Raw genomic sequence first — 16,662 nt, 5'->3', positions numbered from 1 at the left:
CGTAAATAGCTGCAAGGCGACGACAGGAAGTGCGTTCGGCGCCGAAACCGCGCCTGGTCCGGCTACTCGTGGTTCGACTCCGACTTTTGCATCCGCTTGATACGAGCCTTGGAGCCAATGTCGGAGTCAATAGAACCACCAGCAAGCTATTGGTTCTATTGGCGCTTTCGAATCTGACATTTGATCCGGAGCTTGATGTCGGGCGGGACTTACATGTCAAATTCGAAAGCTCCACGAGGCCGGAATGTCGGGCCGGGCCGGCGATCTGATCGAGGCACCACGGCACCGCGGAACGCAAACTGGTCGAGCGCTCTGCCTTCGGCTCTCAACAACACTTTCCAACACTTTGCGCGCGGCACGCGCGTGCCTGTGCAAGCCTGTGCTTCTGATGACGATTGACGCCGTCGTGACGCGGAGGACGTTATCGAGATGCAGCCCCTGAACAGCATTCTGTTTGACACGGACAAGGCTGGCCGCCCGTCTGCTCCAAACGAAGGAGGCTGCAACGGGCATTGCACCGACCAAGCGGCCCCGGACTGCGCGCGATCTCAGATCGCGGATGCCCTCACGGCCATCATGTTCCAAGCCGAAGCAATCCGATTGAGGAACGCATATGGAAGCTCGACCGAAGCCGAATTGAATCAGTCGATCCAGCTCATTGTCAGCAGCGCCAAACGCGTTTGGAGCATCCTGGGCGACACCCACAAGGCGCCTTGCATCTGCAGGGGGCCGCCGACATGACAGCCAAGCCGTGGCTCCCGCGCAGAGGATCGAAGGTCAACCACCGCAACCTGACGACGGCAATGATCGACAGCCGCGACGTCCCGGCGGCGAAGCGAGGACGCTATTTCAGCGGCAAGAACAGTTCTACGACAGTCTCATGCTCCGGCACTTCCGGGAAGAAGCTGAGCCGCTGGCAATAGATCGGAAAATCGCGGGCTTCCTCGCCGCTGGCCGGCAACCAGTCGCGATAGAGATAGAGCGCGGCGGGCTCCAGATTGTGGGTGTTGCCGACGACCCGCAGCACCGCGCAGCGGCCGCCGGGGATCTCGCCGGCCTTGACCTCGCTGTTCGGCTCGATCGGCTGGTCGGTCCCGACACAGAGGTCCACGCTGTAATCAGCCGGCTGCTCGGGACAGCGCTCGGAACGCCAGACGTTGAAGGTCGGATTTGTCTTGGGGTGAAGGCCGGCGGCCTTGCGCCACGCGATGAACCGCTGGATGGTGGCGCCGAGCGTCGCCGGGTCGCCCCGATGCTCGAAGATCGCCACCGGCGTCGGCGGCACGTCGCGGATCGTCACGTCCATTGCGGTGAATGTTGTCTGCATGAGCTTGTTCCTCGCGTTCTCGAGAGGCCCGAAGGCCGCCAGCCACGTTTCCCAATCGGGAGATTTCCGGAAGGACGACGGCGATTGCCCGAACCGTTGCCGAAAGGCGCGGGCAAAGGCGTCCGGCGCCTCGTAGCCGGCATCCATCGCGATGTCCGTGACGCTCTGGGCGTCGCTGTAAGCCAGCCGGTACGAAGCGCGCTTCATGCGAGCAAGCTGGACATAGCGGTGCACGGACAACCCGAAGGTCGCCACGAACTGCCGGTGGAAATGAAACTTCGAGAAGGCCGCGATGCCGCTCACCGATTCCAGGTCGAGATCGCGGTCGAGATGCCGGTCGATATGGTCCAGCACCCGCCGCATGCGGGCATGATAGGTCCGAAGCGCCGCCTTCATCATTCCTTCCTCCGTGGCCGCGCCAGTTAAGTCACCAAGAGCCGCAACTTGCTCGACCGATCTTGCGGTTTGGCGTGAATCCGCCAGAAACCTGCGACGACCATCGTGCGCTTCTGGCCTGCCAACGCGCGTTGATTGCGCACCAACGCCCCTTATCTGCGCTGACCCTTGGTCGGACTGGTCGCAGCCCCGATTGCGCGCAAGATCGCATACGCGGCGTTCACGCGCGCCGGAATAGGAAAATTCTTGTTCGCGAGAATTACAACGCCGACTTTTTCTTTTGGCACGAACGCGGCATACGCAGCGAAACCATTCGTCGACCCGGTTTTATTGATCAGGATGTCGTCCAAGGGCCTTGCGGTTGGTGCGATCGGAATTGCCTTCTGGGGCGTGAAAGCCATCTCGGAAGAATTCGCGGCAAGCAGTGTATCCAGACTGGTCGGATATCGCACGATCTCCCATCCCAGGCCTTGCGCCATGGGGCCAATCTGAAAACGGCCGATATGTGTCTGCAGGATCGCGCGATGAAGCGCGCTTTCCCCATCGCCTGCGTCGATATTGGCTTTCACGAACCGGAGCACATCAGCGGCGGTGCTCTTCACGCCATATGCCTCTGCATCGAACAGGCCAGGCGCAACCCGGATCCGCTTGTTCTCTTTCGTATACCCGAAGGCGTAGTTCTCGATCTGGCTGTTGGGAACGGTGATGAACGAGTGCTTCAACCCAAGAGCGGACAGAAGGTGCTTCTGCATCAGCTCATCGAACGGCATAGCCATGCTTTTCGCAGCTAAATGCCCATATAGTCCGATGCTTGGATTCGAATAGCGCCTGCTTGTGCCTGGCCGCTGATCGGGTTTCCACGCTCTATAAAACGCGATCATCTGATCGTGGGTTGTTACCTCGTCGGGAAATTGGAGAGGCAGGCCACCTGCCGTGAACGTTGCGAGGTCAAGAACACGAACCCGGTCGAATTCCGTGCCACTGAGAGCAGGAAGATACTTGCTGGCCGGATCGCTAGGGGAAAGCACTCCCTGCACCTGAGCATAAGCACCCAGGGTCGCCGTAAACGTTTTGCTGACAGAGCCAATCTCAAAGATTGTATCACTCGTTACCTTCCTGCCACTTTTCTTATCGGCAACGCCATAGCAGAAAACGTACTCCTTTCCGCCGACCGTAACGCCGACTGCTGCTCCCGGGATGTCACCTTCAACCATCATTGGTCGAACCGCCGCGTCGACGATGTTTCCCACGCGCGTGCGGTCATCCGTCTCGGTCGCCTGAGCGCGCCCGGAAAAGCTGAGGCACACGGCAGCAAATAATGCAAAATTTCTACGATTCATGTTCGTCCTTTCCGGACATGTTCGATTCTCTTCTTGTGATGACTGCTGCGGATTGCGATCCGGCGGGCTCAAGCCGTTGGGAAACGTCAATGAGAATAGCGTCCGAAGCGGCCCGCCCCGTCGATGCGGATAAGTCCTCAATCGCGATCTTGCCGATTTCCGCAGTTACTGCGTTCCGATCGCCGGCCGAGATCCCTGGGATGTCGCAACCGGCGGCTACAACTTGCGAACGGGATGCCGGCGATAGAACATCGCCGAATACTAGCTTCCTAAGGCTTTCGACGATTGCCGCAGAAGTAGTCGTGGCGCAAATGTCCTCCACATTGCAATATATGCGCAGCCGCCATCGCTTTGAATGTGCTCACGTGAGCATCCGCACATTGGCACGGCTCGATCCGCCGTCCGGTTCCCATATCCAAAATGGAGAGACAGAAAAGCGCCTCGCGTGGCGGCGCTCCATTTCGGTTAGCGCCGACCCTGTGGACGTGGATTCTTGGGCGAAAACATGAGAGCTCACTGCTGTGGCTGCAGCCATTGCAGGTAAGCGGCCAAGCGCAAGCTGGCATTACACCATCATTGTCATCTTCTTTCCTTCAGAATTTTTGCGAAATGGGACGGCGACGAAAGGTTGGCAGCCGCTCGTCCGTCCCCACAGCCGAACCATTGCGCAGCGCTATGCCCAAGGCAAATGATCATTAATCTGCTATGACATGAATAAAAGTTGGTCAAAGGACGAAATATGGAAATTTCGAAGCTCCCGCTCAACGCCCTGCGCGCCTTCGAGGCGTCAGCCCGTCACACGAGTTTCACCCGAGCGGGCCTTGAGCTTCGTGTCACCCAGACAGCCATCAGTCACCAAGTAAAGTCCCTTGAGGACGCTCTTGGAGTGATGCTTTTCAAAAGACTTCCTCGCGGACTGTCGTTGACCGATGAGGGAAATGCTCTTCTACCGGTGCTCTCAGACGCCTTTCACAGGATGAGCACGACGCTAAGCCAGTTCGAAGAGGGCAACTTCAGCGAGATCCTTACTGTCGGAGTCGTAGGAACCTTCGCGATCGGATGGTTGCTACCGCGTTTGTCCGGATTTAAGCGAGCCAATCCCCATATCGATCTTCGGCTTAAGACAAATAACAATCGATCCGACATCCTTCTCGACGGACTGGATTTTTTCATCCGCTTCGGAAACGGTGCATGGCACGGCACTGAAGCGACCCATCTCATCGACGCTCCACTCTCCCCGGTCTGTTCCCCGGCGTTCGGCGATGTTCTTGCGACGCCGGCGGACTTGGCAAAGGCTGAATTGCTGCGGTCCTACCGTATTGACGAGTGGCCTCGCTGGTTTGCGGCAGCAGAGGTGGATATATCTAATCTGCGGGGCTGGATGTTCGATTCGTCTTTGACTCTTATGGAGGCCGCTGCTCGAGGAGTTGGCGTCGCGCTTGTCCCCGTTTCGATGTTTGCACACGAAGTTGCTACCGGCCGCATCATCCAGCCATTCGCACTAAGTATCTCCGTGGGTGCCTATTGGCTGACGAGACTGAAATCTCGCTCCGAGACCGCAGCAATGGGAGCGTTCCGCCACTGGCTACTCGGCGAGGTAGACGCGCAGCAGGGGCCCTGACCGGCGCCGGGGGACGTCAGTATGGCGGCCCGCAGGCAACCATCAGGGCTGACGGATTCGGTGCCGCTTGTGCATCGTCGATGAAGACGGCCGTCCGGTGCGCGACTTCCGGATCGGAATACAGTCGGCGCGAGCGGATATGGATTCACGTCAAATCGTTACGCCCTGAGGAGCGGTGAAGATCTCGTCGACGACATTGCCAGTGTTGCGGGTTTCCGCAGGCTCGAAGATAATGATCTCCGCTTCCTCATCCGCCGCGGTTCGATGCTCCACGCCACGCGGAATAACGACGTATTCCCCCGGTCCCATATCAACAATCCGGTCCCGAAACTCGACGCGAAAGCGGCCCTTCCACACAACGAACATTTCCTCACAGTCATCATGTATGTGCCAAGGAAATACCCCCAGAACTTTCACGATCTTGACCTCCTGGCCGTTGAGGCTCGCGATGATCTTCGGCCGCCAATGTTCGGAAAAAGCAGAGAATTTCGAACCGAGTTCACCCTGTTGAAGCATCTTTCAGATCCTCCGCGTCTCTGGCTTGAAGTGAAAGCAAGAAACCACGATCGCGCCAACGATGGCTGCGACGGCGGCGCTGGCAAGAAGGGTCCATCCGCCGGCCGTCACAAGTGGTCCGGCCACGGCCGTACCGATTGCTCCGGCAACGTAATAGAGCACTAAATAGGCCGAGTTCAATACGCCTGAGCGGGCGGGATCGAGCCGGACGACGGCGGCCTGGTTCGCGACCTGCGCGGCAAAACAACCGGCATCAAAGACCGCAAGGGCCGGTGCGCAGACGAAGGGCTGACCGAGAGAGAATAGGAGAACGAGGCTCGATGCGGCCGCAGCCGTAAGGCCGACAAGCTTGACCCGTCGCGCGCCGTACCGGTCCGCAAAGCGCCCTGCCATGGGTGTGACGAAGAGACCGAGCAGCCCGACAAGACTGTACAAACCGATCGCATCGGCACTCATCGACCATGGCGGTAGCGCCAGCGAGATCGCGAGCCCGACCCAGATGGTGCTGAAGGCGAAGAACCAGAGCATGCCTGCCGCCGCCGACAGACGCAGTTGTGGAAAAAGGATCAGCAGCCCCGGCACCGAACGCAGTGTGAAGAAATACCCTTCTGTGGCCTGCGGCCGGCGATCTGGCAGCCTCAGAGCCGTCGCCAATGCAGCGATGCAACAGGCACCGGCGAAGCAAAGCAGCATTGCGCGCCATCCGCCCCAGGTCGATAGCAGACCGCCGACGAAGCGCGACAGGAGAATTCCTGCCGAGATGCCTGCGGAGACGAGGCCCATCTGCTTGCCCCGGTGAGCAGACGCTGCGAGCTTGCCGACAATCGCGCTTGTCTGCGCGGCGACCGTGGTCATCGCCCCGACGAGAACGAGGCAGCTCAGGAGAATGCCTGCGCTCGACGCTGCCGAGGCGGCAGTCAGCGCTGCCGCCAGCGCAAGGAGTTGGCCGGGGATCAAACGGCGCGGGTTCACATGATCGGCCAACGGCACAAGCAGCGCCAGCCCCGCGAGATATCCGAGCATGACGCCCGAAACCGTCAGGCTGATCATACTCGCCGTGGCGCCGATATCCTGCGCGATCGCACTGAGGCTCGGTTGGATCGCGTAATTATTGGCGATCGCTCCGCCGGCCGTGATTGCCAGGAGGACGACCACGCCGGCGGAAAGCGGCGTCTCGCGTGGATCGGGTGCGGTGGTCACGCGCTCCCCCGCACAGCGATGGCCTCCACTTCGACGAGGATCGTGTCCTCGACGAAAGGCAACGCATGCACCAGCGAAAATGCCGGTCGGATCGCATTGTAAACTTCGCCATGGGCGCGCGCCGCATCCTGCCAATGCGCGAAATCGGCGACGGCCAGCCGGCTTTGCACGACGTCGGCCAACGCGAACCCATTGTCCGTCAGAACCTTTTCGATCGTGGCGAGAGCGTCCCTGGTCTGGGCGTAGAGGTCGGCGCCCTGACCCGCCGTCCCCGAAATGTAGATTGTGTCGTTGACGATCACGGCCCGCGAATAGCCGACCTTCGGCTCCCACGGGGAGCCCGTGCTGATGAGCGTGCGCATCGCAATTTCTCCCATTACTACCGCGGTAGTAGTTGCTATTTATGCTACCTACCACCATGGTAGTCAATAAATTCATCCTCGCTCTTTCGAGAAGCGGGCCGATACGGGAACGCCGTCGACCTGATGCCAATGACGATCGACCCAGAGCTGATCAACACACTGACCCGTCTTGGGTTTTCGCAATATGAGGCGCAGGCCTATATCGCGCTGGTCGGTCGAGGCGCCCTGACGGGCGCCGAGGTCGGCCGCGGCGCGGGCGTGCCGCCGTCGAAAATTTATGAAACGCTCGGGCGGCTGGAGAGCAAAGGAGCGGTCCTGGTCAACCGGTCCGAGCCGGTGCGTTACTTAGCCGTTCCGCATGCCGAGCTGCTGGCCGTCGCCCGGTCTCGCTTCGAAGCTGATGTCTTTGCCGCCAAAGAAAAGCTCGATGACTTGCCGGTCCAGGAGGAGCTCGGCCTTGTCTGGTCATTGCGCAGCCGTCAGACGATCGTTCCGGCTTTCGCGCGCGTCACGGCGGGCGCCGAACGCCGCATCTTTGCGGGCATCTGGGACGAGGAGATGGACGAGATCGGTCCGCTGCTTGAACAAGCGGCGGCGCGTGGCGTCGAGACCCACGTGGCGATCTATGGCAAACGGACTCTTGTCGGGCCGCATACATACGATCTCTCCGAATGCGGGGCGAGCGCCCGCCTGCGCCTTTCCGGCCGCCGGCTGGCCGTGGTCGTGGCCGACGACAACGAGACGGTCGTCGCCGAATTCGGCGACCGCACGCCCGATCAAGCTGTTCTGACGACCAACGCGGTGACGTGCCTTCTTGCGGTCGAATACATCAAGGCCGATGTCAGCGGCCGACTGCTCATCAACGCGCTGTCGGCGAGCGAGTATCAGCGGCTTCTGGCGACGCCGGATATGCGGGCCATTCTGAGCCCAGCCGTAAGCCAAGCCGAATAGGCACGATCCAAGGTTTTCGCGCAGGCGGTGCCTGCGGGCTTGCCTGAGGGCCGGATCGCGCTGAATCTCGCCGCCCCTGCGGTCTTGATCGCAAGATCGAGATGGCTGATCCCCGCGGCCACTTCCGTGATGAAACTGCGGCCGGCGTCGGTCAGACGGACGCCACGGTGGCGGCGCTCGAATAGAACAACACCGAGATCCTCCTCCAACGTCTTGATCCTGGTGCTTACGCTCGACTGACTGACGCCAAGAGCATTCGCCGCGTGGCGGAAATTCAGATACTCGGCCACGGACAGCGTCTGGATCAGCGCTGCAAGGGGGATGCGGCCTCTCAACAGTGCATTCTGTTGATCAACAACCTCCTGGCCATTGTGCGCTCGTCGCCGCATCGCGCCTCCGATCCGCTAAGCGCTCATCGATCGGATGCGACGAGGCGCAAGGCTCAACAGACCGAACACGGCAAGCGCGAAGCCGACCCACAGCGGCGCGGTGAGGCCATAGCCAGCGTCGATCCCGACGCCACCCGCCCACGCGCCGAAAGCGAGGCCGGCTGTTATGGCCGAGGTATGGACCGTGTTCACCAGCGGCCCCGGATGCGCGATCCGCATCACGCGCGCGACCATTGCCGGATTCATCGGCACCCCAACAATGCCGATAACCAGAAAGGCCGAGACAGCAAGGTAACTGTTGGCTGCAAAAACGGCGAAAGTCATCAATGCCAGCGCAAGGGCTGTCAGTCCGGCGAGCAGGATCGGGATCGTATGGCGGTCGGCAAAACGCCCGACGACGAGATTGCCGATGACATTGGCTCCGCCATAGGCAGCGAGCAGCGTCGGCATGGTCGCCGGAGACAGCTTCGTCATGTCGATGAAGAGCGGCACCGCGTAACTGAAGGCGGCGAAGGTGGCACCGATGATGAGGCCACTCGTCGTATAGGCCGCCCAAAGGCGCCCCTTCCTCAACGCGTCGAATTCCGCGTCGAGGCCATTCTTGATGTGGTTCTGCGAGCCAGGCACGAAGACGGCAACCAGAGCAGTGGCCAGCATGGCGAGGGCGGCAACGCTCCAAAAACTCGACCGCCATCCGAAGCCCTGCTCGATGGCCGTGGTCACCGGCAGACCGAAGACCGGCGCGAGCATGAGTCCGCCAAGCACGATGGATGCTGCCCGACCTCTCTCTTGTGGCGTCACCAAGTCCGCGGCAATCGCCAGTGCCACGCCGAAGCAGGCGGAACTGGCCGCGCCAGTCACGATCCGCGCGATCGCCATGACGCCGTAGCCTGGTGCGAGAGCCGCAAGCACTCCGCCGATGACATAGAGGCCGAGCAAAACGAGAAGCGCCGGCTTGTTCGGTGCGTTGAGGCGGAGGAGCAACGCCATCACCAGCGGGCCGCCGATCGCCATGCCGAGGGCATAGAGCGAGATCAGATAGCCGATCTCGGCCACCGAAACAGTGAAGGCCGCCGACAGGGCCGGCATCATACCGGCGACCATGAACTCCGAGGTGGTGAGCGCGAAGATCGTCAGCCCGAGGAGATAGACGACCGACGGCATTCCCTCATGCCCCTGCATGCGATCTCGGCTTGATGCTGAATTGGCGTCTCTCGCCCCACCCATGGCCCTCGCCCCATTTCTATAGTCAGAATTATAGAAATGGCTATCGCGCTTGCCCGAATGGGTCAATTGAATTATATAAATCTGACTACAGAAAGGACTTCCATGGCACTCCGTGGCCGCCCCCGCAGCTTCGATCGCGATTTCGCCCTCGAGCAGGTGATGGAGGTGTTTTGGGCCAAGGGCTACGAAGGTGCGCAACTCAACGACCTGACGGCCGCGATCGGTGTGACGCCGCCAAGCTTCTATGCAGCGTTCGGCACGAAGGAAGCGGCCTTCCGGGAAGCCGTTGACCTCTACGTCGCAACGGTCGGCTCGGTTCCCATGCGAGCGCTTGAAGACGCGGGCACTGTCCGCGACGGCATTCGAGCCATGCTGGCGGGCAGCATCGACGTTGCCCTGTCGACTAAGCCGGGCGGATGTCTGCTGATTCTCGGTGTCGTCAACTGTTTGCCGGAGAACCTGCCTGTGCGTGAGCACCTGTTCCAGGCACGCCGCAAGACGGTCGAGTTGATCGCGGCACGTCTTGAACGCGGTACGCGCGAGGGGGAGCTGCCGACGGGCACGAACGTCGCGCAGCTCGCGGCCTTCTATCACGGCATTCTGCAGGCCATCTCCTTCCAGGCACGAGATGGCGCAACGCGAGCGGAGCTGGAGGCGCTGATCGAGCCGGCTCTCGCTGTGTTGAAGTAACCGGAACCAGCGTCCCGTGTCCTTCATCACTCCACCGGAGGCGTCTCCGCCTGCCGTGCCAGTGCAGATTGGACGGACGCCCGCCCGCCGATCCGCCGCATGTAGCGCGCGGTCGCAGGCCAACGGTCGAGGTCGATCGAAAAACCTTTCATCCAGCCGAGCACGGTGAAGAGATAGGCGTCGGCGACCGTGAAGCCGTCCCCCACCAGATAATCCCGAGATGCGAGATTCACCGCGATGAAGTCGAAGCGCCGGAACAGCCGGTCCCGGAAGATCACCAGCGCCTCCTCCGGCAAGGCTCGGTTGAACAGCGGGCTCGACCTCGGCATAGCGCAGCACGCGCGACGTTATGGCGACCGGTCGCATTCGCGATCCGTCTATGGACGGCGAGACCATCGTCGGGATCGTCGACAGCGCGGCCGGTGTCCTCCGCATCTGAGACGGCAACAACTCGGCCGAAGCGTGCTGCCGGTCGACGCATCACGCGCGGAGATCGTATCAGAGCCTGTCCGGTACCGCTTCGCCTGCCTCGTCGACGCTGCGCGTAGCAACGGTAGCGCCCACTTTGCGCGGCGCAGTTTCGCGCAGGAAGAGACTGACTGGGATACCGGCCATTAGGCCGCCGAGCGCCAGATGGAGCGTGTACTGGATGCCATACCGGTCGGCTACGAAACCGGCCACGAATGGCGCCACACCGCCGCCGAAGATTTCGCCAACGCCCGACACCATACCGATCGCCGAAGCGATCAGAACAGCTGGAACAGCTTCGGTTGCCACCGGGCCGGTGAACAGCGCAAGCAGGCCGAGGCAGAAGAACGCCGAGACGAACAGCAGCGCAAACAACACCCACGGATTAATATCGGCCTGGGCAAACAGAATAAGGAAGATCGATGCGCCGACGAAGGCGAGGAAGGCGGTCGGCTTGCGGCCAATCAGGTCCGAGATGCCGGGCACGCCGAATTCGCCGAGGAAGCCGCCAAAGCCGATCGCCGACATGACGAAGCCCATTTGCGGACCGGTCAGCTTAAGGAAGTCGACGAGGTAGTTCGGTATCATCGCCCCCATCACGAACACACCGCTCATGGCGCAAAGCAGGCTGAGCATGGCAACCAGCACGTTGCGGTTGCATAGGAGGTCACGCCAGCGTGGCGACTCTGCCGGCCGTGCCTTTTCAACCGGACGTGGTGTCGTTGCCGGGCGCTTGGGCTCGCGGATGATGCGGTACATGAAGACGGCGAGGATCAGGCCTGGGAAGGCCGAGATGACGAACACCCAGCGCCAGGAGGGCACCACTTCGAGCAACTGCGTGGCGATGATCGGCGCGAAGCCGAAGCCGAACAGCGCAAACAGGCTCTGTTGCAAGCCTTGATTGAAACCGCGGCGCTTGGGATGCGAGGCCTCCCCGGTGGCGGCGATGCTGGTGGGGCAGAACGAGCCTTCCGCCACACCCATCAGCGTGCGGATGATGATGAGGCTGGCAAAGCCGCCGCTGAAGCCCGACATGGCTGACAGTAGCGAGAAGGCGATCATCGCCGGGATCAGCACCTTGCGGCGGCCAACGCGGTCCGAAACATTGCCCATGATGATGGAGAAAACACCCCAGGACAAGCCGAACACGCCGACGGTGGTCCCGAGATGCTGGTAGGTCAAGCCGAGATCTTCCATCACCGACGGAAACAGCGGGGTGATCAGCCAGCGGTCGAGCCCAACCAAGCCGAAGCCGAGACCGAGCAGTGTGACGGCCTTCCATTCATAGCTTTTGTCGATATTATCTTGCTGAGGCACGGGTGTTCTTTCCCCCCATCAGAGATTTTCAATGAGTTCGCTCGTGGTAAAGACGCGTCCGAATACGCGGGCGATGATTTCGAGCGTTGCATCGTGCGAGGCCTCATCCAGTCCGCCATTGGCGTCGCTTATGAAGGCCACCTTGTAGTCACGCATGAAGGCGCCGCGGGCGGTGGACTCGCAGCAGATGCTGGTGACGGTGCCGATGATGATCACCGTGTCGACCTGGCCAGCGCCGCGGATGTTGCGCAGTACTGTTTCGAGCTGCGTGTCGTGAAAGGCGTCGTAGCGATGCTTGGTGATCACCGTCTCATCGGGCAGCGGGATCAGCTCCGGCACGATCTCGATGCCTTCGCTGCCCTCGCGCATGCCGGTCACCTTGAGCTTGGGCTGATAGGCGGTTTCCAGCGGCGAGACTTCGAAGCGGTCACTGAGGACATGGCGCGTATAGATGACCGGCACGCCGGCTACCCGGCACGCGTCGATCACCCGCCGCATGGCCGGGATGCGATGACGCGCCATGGCCACTTCCATGATCGCGCACTCGTCGACGAAGTCCTTCTGCATATCGATGACCAGAAGGGCGGCACGATCCTTATCGAAGAACCACGGTTCTTCCCTATGCTCAGGCATTGTCACGCTTTCAGTTCATTGGCGGTAAGCAGTTCTCACGCGTCGCTCCGATCCACTGGAGCCGCTGTTGCGGTGGAATGAACCGACATTGGCCAGTTTCGGATTTTCTGGCCATAGCCTGGTGCCCCGCTCACCGCACGATGTCCGAAACGGACAAGAGCGGTGTCTGCCAGTGACAAATTTTCCCGAGATGCGCTCTATGAAAGGACAGTCGGACCGGTACCTATACCCAATGGCATGCGGGCTTTTTGGCGCGCCGTACGAAGAGGGAGGACATGGACATGGTTGATGTTTCGCCGTCGCTGATGCGCGCCTCTACGCAGGACGTGCCGGAAAGGCAGCGCATCGACTATTGGGAAGCTTATAACGCCTCTTCGCTTACAGGCATCCGCTGCTCCACCCATGACAGTAGGGGCCTGAGTGCCAGCGTGACGCGCTGCGAGGTGCGGGGTCTTTCGCTGAGCGACATCCGCGGCAATCAGCACATAGTCGAGCGCACGCCGCAGATTGTGCGCGAACAACCGAAGGACTCCATCTTCGCCTGCGTGCTGATCGAAGGCAGCGCCTTCTTCTACCAGCACAGCCGCTTCCTGAACGTAAGTGCCGGCGACGTGTTGATCTATGACGCCGAGCAGCCCTTCCTTTACGGCTTTCCGGGCGGCATGCGGCAGATACTTATCGACATTCCGCGCTTGAAGCTGATGGACGACTGCAAGGCGGGGCAGTTGAGCACGCCGGTGCATATCGACGGCCATATGGGCGCCGGGAGGACGCTCTCGGGCGCATTGCGAAATGCCGGGCTGAGGTTGATGGCAGGCGGGAATCCGGAGGATGCAGAGCGCTGCTGGCAGCTTATCTCTGCTATATTCAGCGGCGGCAAGGGCCTGCAGCGGTCACGCGTCCTGCCTCTTGTCGAGGCCAAGAGCATCATATCCAGCCATCTTTCGAACACCGAGCTGGGGCCGGAATTCGTCGCCGAACGGCTCGGCATTTCGGCGCGCCACCTCAATCGCCTGTTCGGCGGCGAGCAGGTGACGGTCAGCGAATATATTCGCAACAAGCGGCTGGACTGCGCCCATCGTGATCTCTCCGACACGGGACAGGCCAGCGCGACCATCGGCGAGATCGCCTACAGGTGGGGCTTTGCCGATCTCGGCAACTTCAATCGCGCCTTCAGGCACCGCTTCGCCGTGACGCCAAGCGACGTGCGCAGGCAGGCATCGCTGAAGATTTCGTTCTAGTGGTTCTGCTCCGACATTTGCATCCGCCTGATACGAGCCTGGGAGCCAATGTCGGAGTCAGGAGAACCACTAGCAAGTTAATGGTTTTAGTGGAGCTTTTGAATTTGACATTTGATCTGGAGCTTGATGTCAGGCGGGGCTCAAATGTCAAATTCGCTCCACTAGGAGACCTTTGGAAACATCATCAGCGTCGGAAACACCGCCCCCAAGCGATTGCCCGGCATGAGCGCCAGCGGGCGCCGGGCATGATGACCGGATCAGGATGTGCAACGCCGCCGAACCTGAAGGCCGCGCATTCTGATCGTCATAGGCTTCATCCACTCTTGTGATACCGTTTCTGAAACAATGGTCGTCACCTGAGCCGAATGGGCGTCCGGATGGTGTAAATGGCAAGAGATGCAGGTCTTGAGGAGTTGCTGAGAGAGCATCTCGACCCGACGTCGGGGCTCACCGAACGGCCGATGTTCGGCGGATGGGCGTGGTTGCTCCACGGCAATCTTCTCTGTGGCGCCCGTGACGATGGCGTCCTTGTCCGGCTCGGTAAGGGCAATGATCAGTGGGCTCTTGAGATTGACGGCATCGTGCCGATGGTTTCGCGAGAGAGGGTGATGTCGGGCTGGGTGCGCGTCGCACCTCAGACCTTTGCCGATGACGCGCTCGCTGTACGGCTCCTCGATGCAGCTCTTGCGTTCGTTCGAACTCTGCCACCCAAGTAGCGCCGCTGTGAAGCACCCCGCCCGACGGCAGGGCGCAATTGCGATCGTCAGGCGGTGACGATCCTGCCGGATTGGCGGGTGCAACATGCGTCATCGTGGTCGCAAGTCATTCCACAGCGATCGAAGGCGATCGACATGAAACGCGACCAGACGATTTCTCGAGAAGATCGGACCTTGGCCTCAGACGCCATGCAGCCACCTGCCAACGAGCCTGTCGAGAGCGGCTCGAAGCGGTTTCAGCCAGCTACCGACATGTTCAAGCGCGCGATCCGTCGCCCGGAGCTCCGCAAGATCGTGCCACTCGCCGACACGACGATCTACGAGATGGAACAGCGCGGCGAGTTCCCGAAGCGCTTTTTCCTGACGCCGCGCTGCGTCGTGTGGAATCTCGCCGAGGTCGAAGCATGGCTCGATGACTGAGCGCCGCCCCGAGGTGTTCTGGGCCACGTGCGGGTGCACATTCATCGACCGCAACTCGTTGACGAAGTCCTCCGCGTCATAGCCCTTGTCCGCACCCAGTGTGACGGCGTAGGGCCGGTCGGCCCAAGGCTCGATCATCGACGGAGCGGCGCCCCGCTCGGCATGGCCGTCGGCCACCGTCAGGCGGGTGTCGACGATCAAGCCCGAGCGGGGCGCCTGTTGTCGCGGCCGTTTTGATGCCGAAGCGCCGAGAGATGACATGGCGCATCACCAGTTCTGTCGATGCGCCCTCAGCGCGGTGGAGATAATTCCTTGGCACCCGGGTCCGCAAAGGGGCCCATAGTGCGGGCTGCGATCGTCGAGGCCCGGGACGTCTCACTGCGAGTGATCCCATGCGAAACACCTTCGGACTGATTTTCGGCTTGTGGCTCGGTGCGCTGACGGCGCTGCCGGCTTCGGCGATGCCCCTTGCCCCACCCCCTGTGCCGGCGACCGCCACCGTGATCCCGGTCGCCCAGGGCTGCGGCCCGGGCTGGTGGCGCGGGCCGTGGGGCCATTGCCGCCACACCCCCTATACCGGCCGCGTGCCGGGCGGCGGGTGGGTCTACAACCTGCCCCCCACCTACGGCTACTTCGGCAATGGCTGCCCGCCCGGCTACTGGCACGGGCCGTGGGGCCACTGCCGCGACACCCCCTATCACGGCCGGCTGCCCGGCGGCGGATGGCAGTGACGGCGACGGCCGTCTCCTCTCAAATCCAATGGTTAAGAAAGATCTTCACCATGAACCGCACGACCATGAACCGCACCCTTGTCGCCACCCTGATGGGCGCGCTCGTCATCACAGCGCCCGCAGCGCAGGCCCAGACCGTACCGTCCGCCGGCGTTCCGCAGGAGCCGCCCGCCGTGGAGCTCTACAGCGCGGCGGATGCCCAGGCCGTGCTCGAGGCGCGCCTTCTCGCGCTGAAGACGGTGATGACCCTCAGTCCCGAACAGCAGAAGCTCTGGCCGCCGGTGGAGGCCGCCATCCGCGCGGCGGCGAAGCTGTCCGCCGAGCGCCGGGTCGAGCGGGCCAAGGCACCTCCGCCGGCCGATTTCGTGGACATCCTGGACCGGATCGCCGATGCTGAAGCTATGCGGGCGAAGGACCTCAAGATGGTGACGCACGCCCTGAAGCCTCTTGTCGCCGCCCTCACGCCCGAGCAGCAGCGACGCATCCCCGCCTTCCTCGGCCTGCGCGAAGGCACTGACGGTCTGCCCCAGCCTACTGCGGAGATCTGGCTGTTCGAGGAAGAGAACTAGGATCAAAACAATATCATCTCATCAACTGCGGTCTCAAGGAGGTTCCCATGCCCATATCGTTCCTGCATTCGAAAGGAACCGAGGCGCCCATCAAGATCCCCGCCATCGGGCTCGACCTCTTTGTGCGCATGCCGCCCGCGGCGAGTTCGGGCGAGTTCTGCTTCATCGAGACCATCAACGCCCCGGGCGCGGGTCCCCCCCGGCATCGCCACCGCGAAGCGGAGATCTTCCGCGTCATCGAGGGCCGGTATCTCTATGAGGCGGATGGGCGGCGCTTCTATGCCGAGGCGGGTGACGTGGTCAGCATTCCCGGCGGGGTCGAGCACGGCTTCTGCAACGTGACCGACAAGCCCGCGCGCCAGTACATCCTCATGGCCCCGGCGCTTGATGCGGCTGCCTTCTTCACCGAGTTGGCCGGCGTGATGCACAACGGCATCCCCGACCAGGCGGCGCTCAATGCCTTCGGGCTGAAGTGGCACGTGGAGTTCCTGGGGCCGCCCGTCAACAGCAACGACCAGCCCACGGCATAAGGCGGCCGCATCGGCACC

General features: G+C 61.7%; 19 protein-coding genes and 2 pseudogenes. 10 read left to right on the top strand and 11 right to left on the bottom strand.

Annotated features, from left to right (window positions below; translation table 11 throughout):
- Positions 1-844 precede the first annotated feature (844 nt).
- Both C7450_RS18535 and ampC read right to left on the bottom strand, forming a co-directional pair.
- The gene (locus C7450_RS18535) at positions 845-1,723 is read right to left on the bottom strand and encodes an AraC family transcriptional regulator (RefSeq protein ID WP_110376015.1); all 879 of its coding nucleotides are present in this window, start codon (positions 1,721-1,723) and stop codon (positions 845-847) included.
- Between the two features lie 152 nt (positions 1,724-1,875).
- Positions 1,876-3,063, bottom strand: a complete 1,188-nt coding sequence (gene ampC / locus C7450_RS18530; protein WP_110375912.1) for a class C beta-lactamase — start codon at positions 3,061-3,063, stop codon at positions 1,876-1,878.
- Between ampC and C7450_RS34025 the strand changes: the two genes are divergently transcribed.
- The gene (locus C7450_RS34025) at positions 3,042-3,572 is read left to right on the top strand and encodes a hypothetical protein (RefSeq protein WP_170147310.1); all 531 of its coding nucleotides are present in this window, start codon (positions 3,042-3,044) and stop codon (positions 3,570-3,572) included. The two genes, ampC and C7450_RS34025, sit on opposite strands and share 22 nt — an antisense overlap.
- A gap of 230 nt (positions 3,573-3,802) precedes the next feature.
- Positions 3,803-4,684 carry a LysR family transcriptional regulator gene (locus tag C7450_RS18520; protein ID WP_110375910.1) on the top strand — a complete coding sequence of 294 codons (882 nt, stop codon included), beginning with the start codon at positions 3,803-3,805 and terminating at the stop codon, positions 4,682-4,684.
- Between the two features lie 150 nt (positions 4,685-4,834).
- Here the strand turns inward: C7450_RS18520 and C7450_RS18515 are convergent, their stop codons facing one another.
- From C7450_RS18515 to C7450_RS18505, 3 genes are read right to left on the bottom strand one after another with little or no spacing between them, the layout of a single operon-like run.
- A complete protein-coding gene (locus C7450_RS18515) occupies positions 4,835-5,200 on the bottom strand; it encodes a cupin domain-containing protein (RefSeq protein ID WP_110375909.1) in 366 nt (121 codons plus the stop codon).
- A gap of 3 nt (positions 5,201-5,203) precedes the next feature.
- Complete coding sequence (locus C7450_RS18510) at positions 5,204-6,400, bottom strand: MFS transporter (RefSeq protein WP_210206478.1); 1,197 nt, start codon at positions 6,398-6,400, stop codon at positions 5,204-5,206.
- The gene (locus tag C7450_RS18505; RefSeq protein ID WP_110375908.1) at positions 6,397-6,762 is read right to left on the bottom strand and encodes a RidA family protein; all 366 of its coding nucleotides are present in this window, start codon (positions 6,760-6,762) and stop codon (positions 6,397-6,399) included. The genes C7450_RS18510 and C7450_RS18505 overlap by 4 nt, the downstream gene beginning before the upstream one ends.
- Before the next feature lie 129 nt (positions 6,763-6,891).
- Between C7450_RS18505 and C7450_RS18500 the strand changes: the two genes are divergently transcribed.
- Positions 6,892-7,713 (top strand): TrmB family transcriptional regulator, encoded by an 822-nt coding sequence (locus tag C7450_RS18500; protein ID WP_110375907.1) that lies wholly within the window; start codon positions 6,892-6,894, stop codon positions 7,711-7,713.
- On the opposite strand, the gene C7450_RS18495 is transcribed toward C7450_RS18500, so the two are convergent.
- On the bottom strand, positions 7,647-8,102 hold the full coding sequence (locus C7450_RS18495) for a helix-turn-helix domain-containing protein (protein ID WP_110375906.1): 456 nt from the start codon (positions 8,100-8,102) through the stop codon (positions 7,647-7,649). The two genes, C7450_RS18500 and C7450_RS18495, sit on opposite strands and share 67 nt — an antisense overlap.
- Positions 8,103-8,117: 15 nt before the next feature.
- A complete protein-coding gene (locus tag C7450_RS18490; RefSeq protein ID WP_245449899.1) occupies positions 8,118-9,284 on the bottom strand; it encodes an MFS transporter in 1,167 nt (388 codons plus the stop codon).
- A gap of 147 nt (positions 9,285-9,431) precedes the next feature.
- Between C7450_RS18490 and C7450_RS18485 the strand changes: the two genes are divergently transcribed.
- Positions 9,432-10,019: a TetR/AcrR family transcriptional regulator gene (locus C7450_RS18485; protein ID WP_110375904.1), complete on the top strand. Its 588-nt coding sequence runs from the start codon at positions 9,432-9,434 to the stop codon at positions 10,017-10,019.
- A 26-nt stretch (positions 10,020-10,045) separates the two neighbouring features.
- On the opposite strand, the gene C7450_RS18480 is transcribed toward C7450_RS18485, so the two are convergent.
- The 3 genes from C7450_RS18480 to C7450_RS18470 all read right to left on the bottom strand — a co-directional run bounded on the left by C7450_RS18480 (position 10,046) and on the right by C7450_RS18470 (position 12,437).
- Complete coding sequence (locus C7450_RS18480; RefSeq protein WP_110375903.1) at positions 10,046-10,348, bottom strand: glutathione binding-like protein; 303 nt, start codon at positions 10,346-10,348, stop codon at positions 10,046-10,048.
- 169 nt (positions 10,349-10,517) lie between these two features.
- Positions 10,518-11,804, bottom strand: a complete 1,287-nt coding sequence (locus C7450_RS18475; RefSeq protein WP_110375902.1) for an MFS transporter — start codon at positions 11,802-11,804, stop codon at positions 10,518-10,520.
- 18 nt (positions 11,805-11,822) lie between these two features.
- Positions 11,823-12,437 carry an isochorismatase family protein gene (locus C7450_RS18470; protein WP_110375901.1) on the bottom strand — a complete coding sequence of 205 codons (615 nt, stop codon included), beginning with the start codon at positions 12,435-12,437 and terminating at the stop codon, positions 11,823-11,825.
- Positions 12,438-12,718: 281 nt separating this feature from the next.
- Between C7450_RS18470 and C7450_RS18465 the strand changes: the two genes are divergently transcribed.
- From C7450_RS18465 to C7450_RS18455, 3 genes and pseudogenes are all read left to right on the top strand, one after another.
- Positions 12,719-13,678, top strand: a complete 960-nt coding sequence (locus C7450_RS18465; RefSeq protein ID WP_170147308.1) for a helix-turn-helix domain-containing protein — start codon at positions 12,719-12,721, stop codon at positions 13,676-13,678.
- 386 nt (positions 13,679-14,064) lie between these two features.
- Positions 14,065-14,394, top strand: coding sequence for a TfoX/Sxy family protein (locus tag C7450_RS18460; protein ID WP_110375899.1), 330 nt, complete (start codon positions 14,065-14,067; stop codon positions 14,392-14,394).
- Between the two features lie 252 nt (positions 14,395-14,646).
- Positions 14,647-14,808 (top strand): annotated as a pseudogene (locus tag C7450_RS18455) (helix-turn-helix transcriptional regulator); the annotation flags it as partial.
- Here the strand turns inward: C7450_RS18455 and C7450_RS18450 are convergent.
- A pseudogene (locus tag C7450_RS18450) lies at positions 14,803-15,024 on the bottom strand (transposase); the annotation flags it as partial. The pseudogenes C7450_RS18455 and C7450_RS18450 overlap by 6 nt on opposite strands.
- Positions 15,025-15,206: 182 nt before the next feature.
- Between C7450_RS18450 and C7450_RS18445 the strand changes: the two are divergent.
- Genes C7450_RS18445 through C7450_RS18435 form a run of 3 tightly spaced genes read left to right on the top strand, consistent with a single transcriptional unit; the run spans position 15,207 to position 16,644 of the window.
- On the top strand, positions 15,207-15,545 hold the full coding sequence (locus tag C7450_RS18445) for a GCG_CRPN prefix-to-repeats domain-containing protein (RefSeq protein ID WP_210206477.1): 339 nt from the start codon (positions 15,207-15,209) through the stop codon (positions 15,543-15,545).
- Between the two features lie 50 nt (positions 15,546-15,595).
- The gene (locus C7450_RS18440) at positions 15,596-16,114 is read left to right on the top strand and encodes a Spy/CpxP family protein refolding chaperone (protein WP_245449898.1); all 519 of its coding nucleotides are present in this window, start codon (positions 15,596-15,598) and stop codon (positions 16,112-16,114) included.
- A gap of 47 nt (positions 16,115-16,161) precedes the next feature.
- A complete protein-coding gene (locus C7450_RS18435) occupies positions 16,162-16,644 on the top strand; it encodes a cupin domain-containing protein (protein WP_110375898.1) in 483 nt (160 codons plus the stop codon).
- The last annotated feature ends 18 nt before the right edge of the window (positions 16,645-16,662 follow it).

The organism is Chelatococcus asaccharovorans, from assembly GCF_003201475.1.
GTDB lineage: Bacteria > Pseudomonadota > Alphaproteobacteria > Rhizobiales > Beijerinckiaceae > Chelatococcus > Chelatococcus asaccharovorans.
Note: the sequence above shows the minus strand (reverse complement) of the source record. Positions and strands in the feature narration are given on the sequence as shown.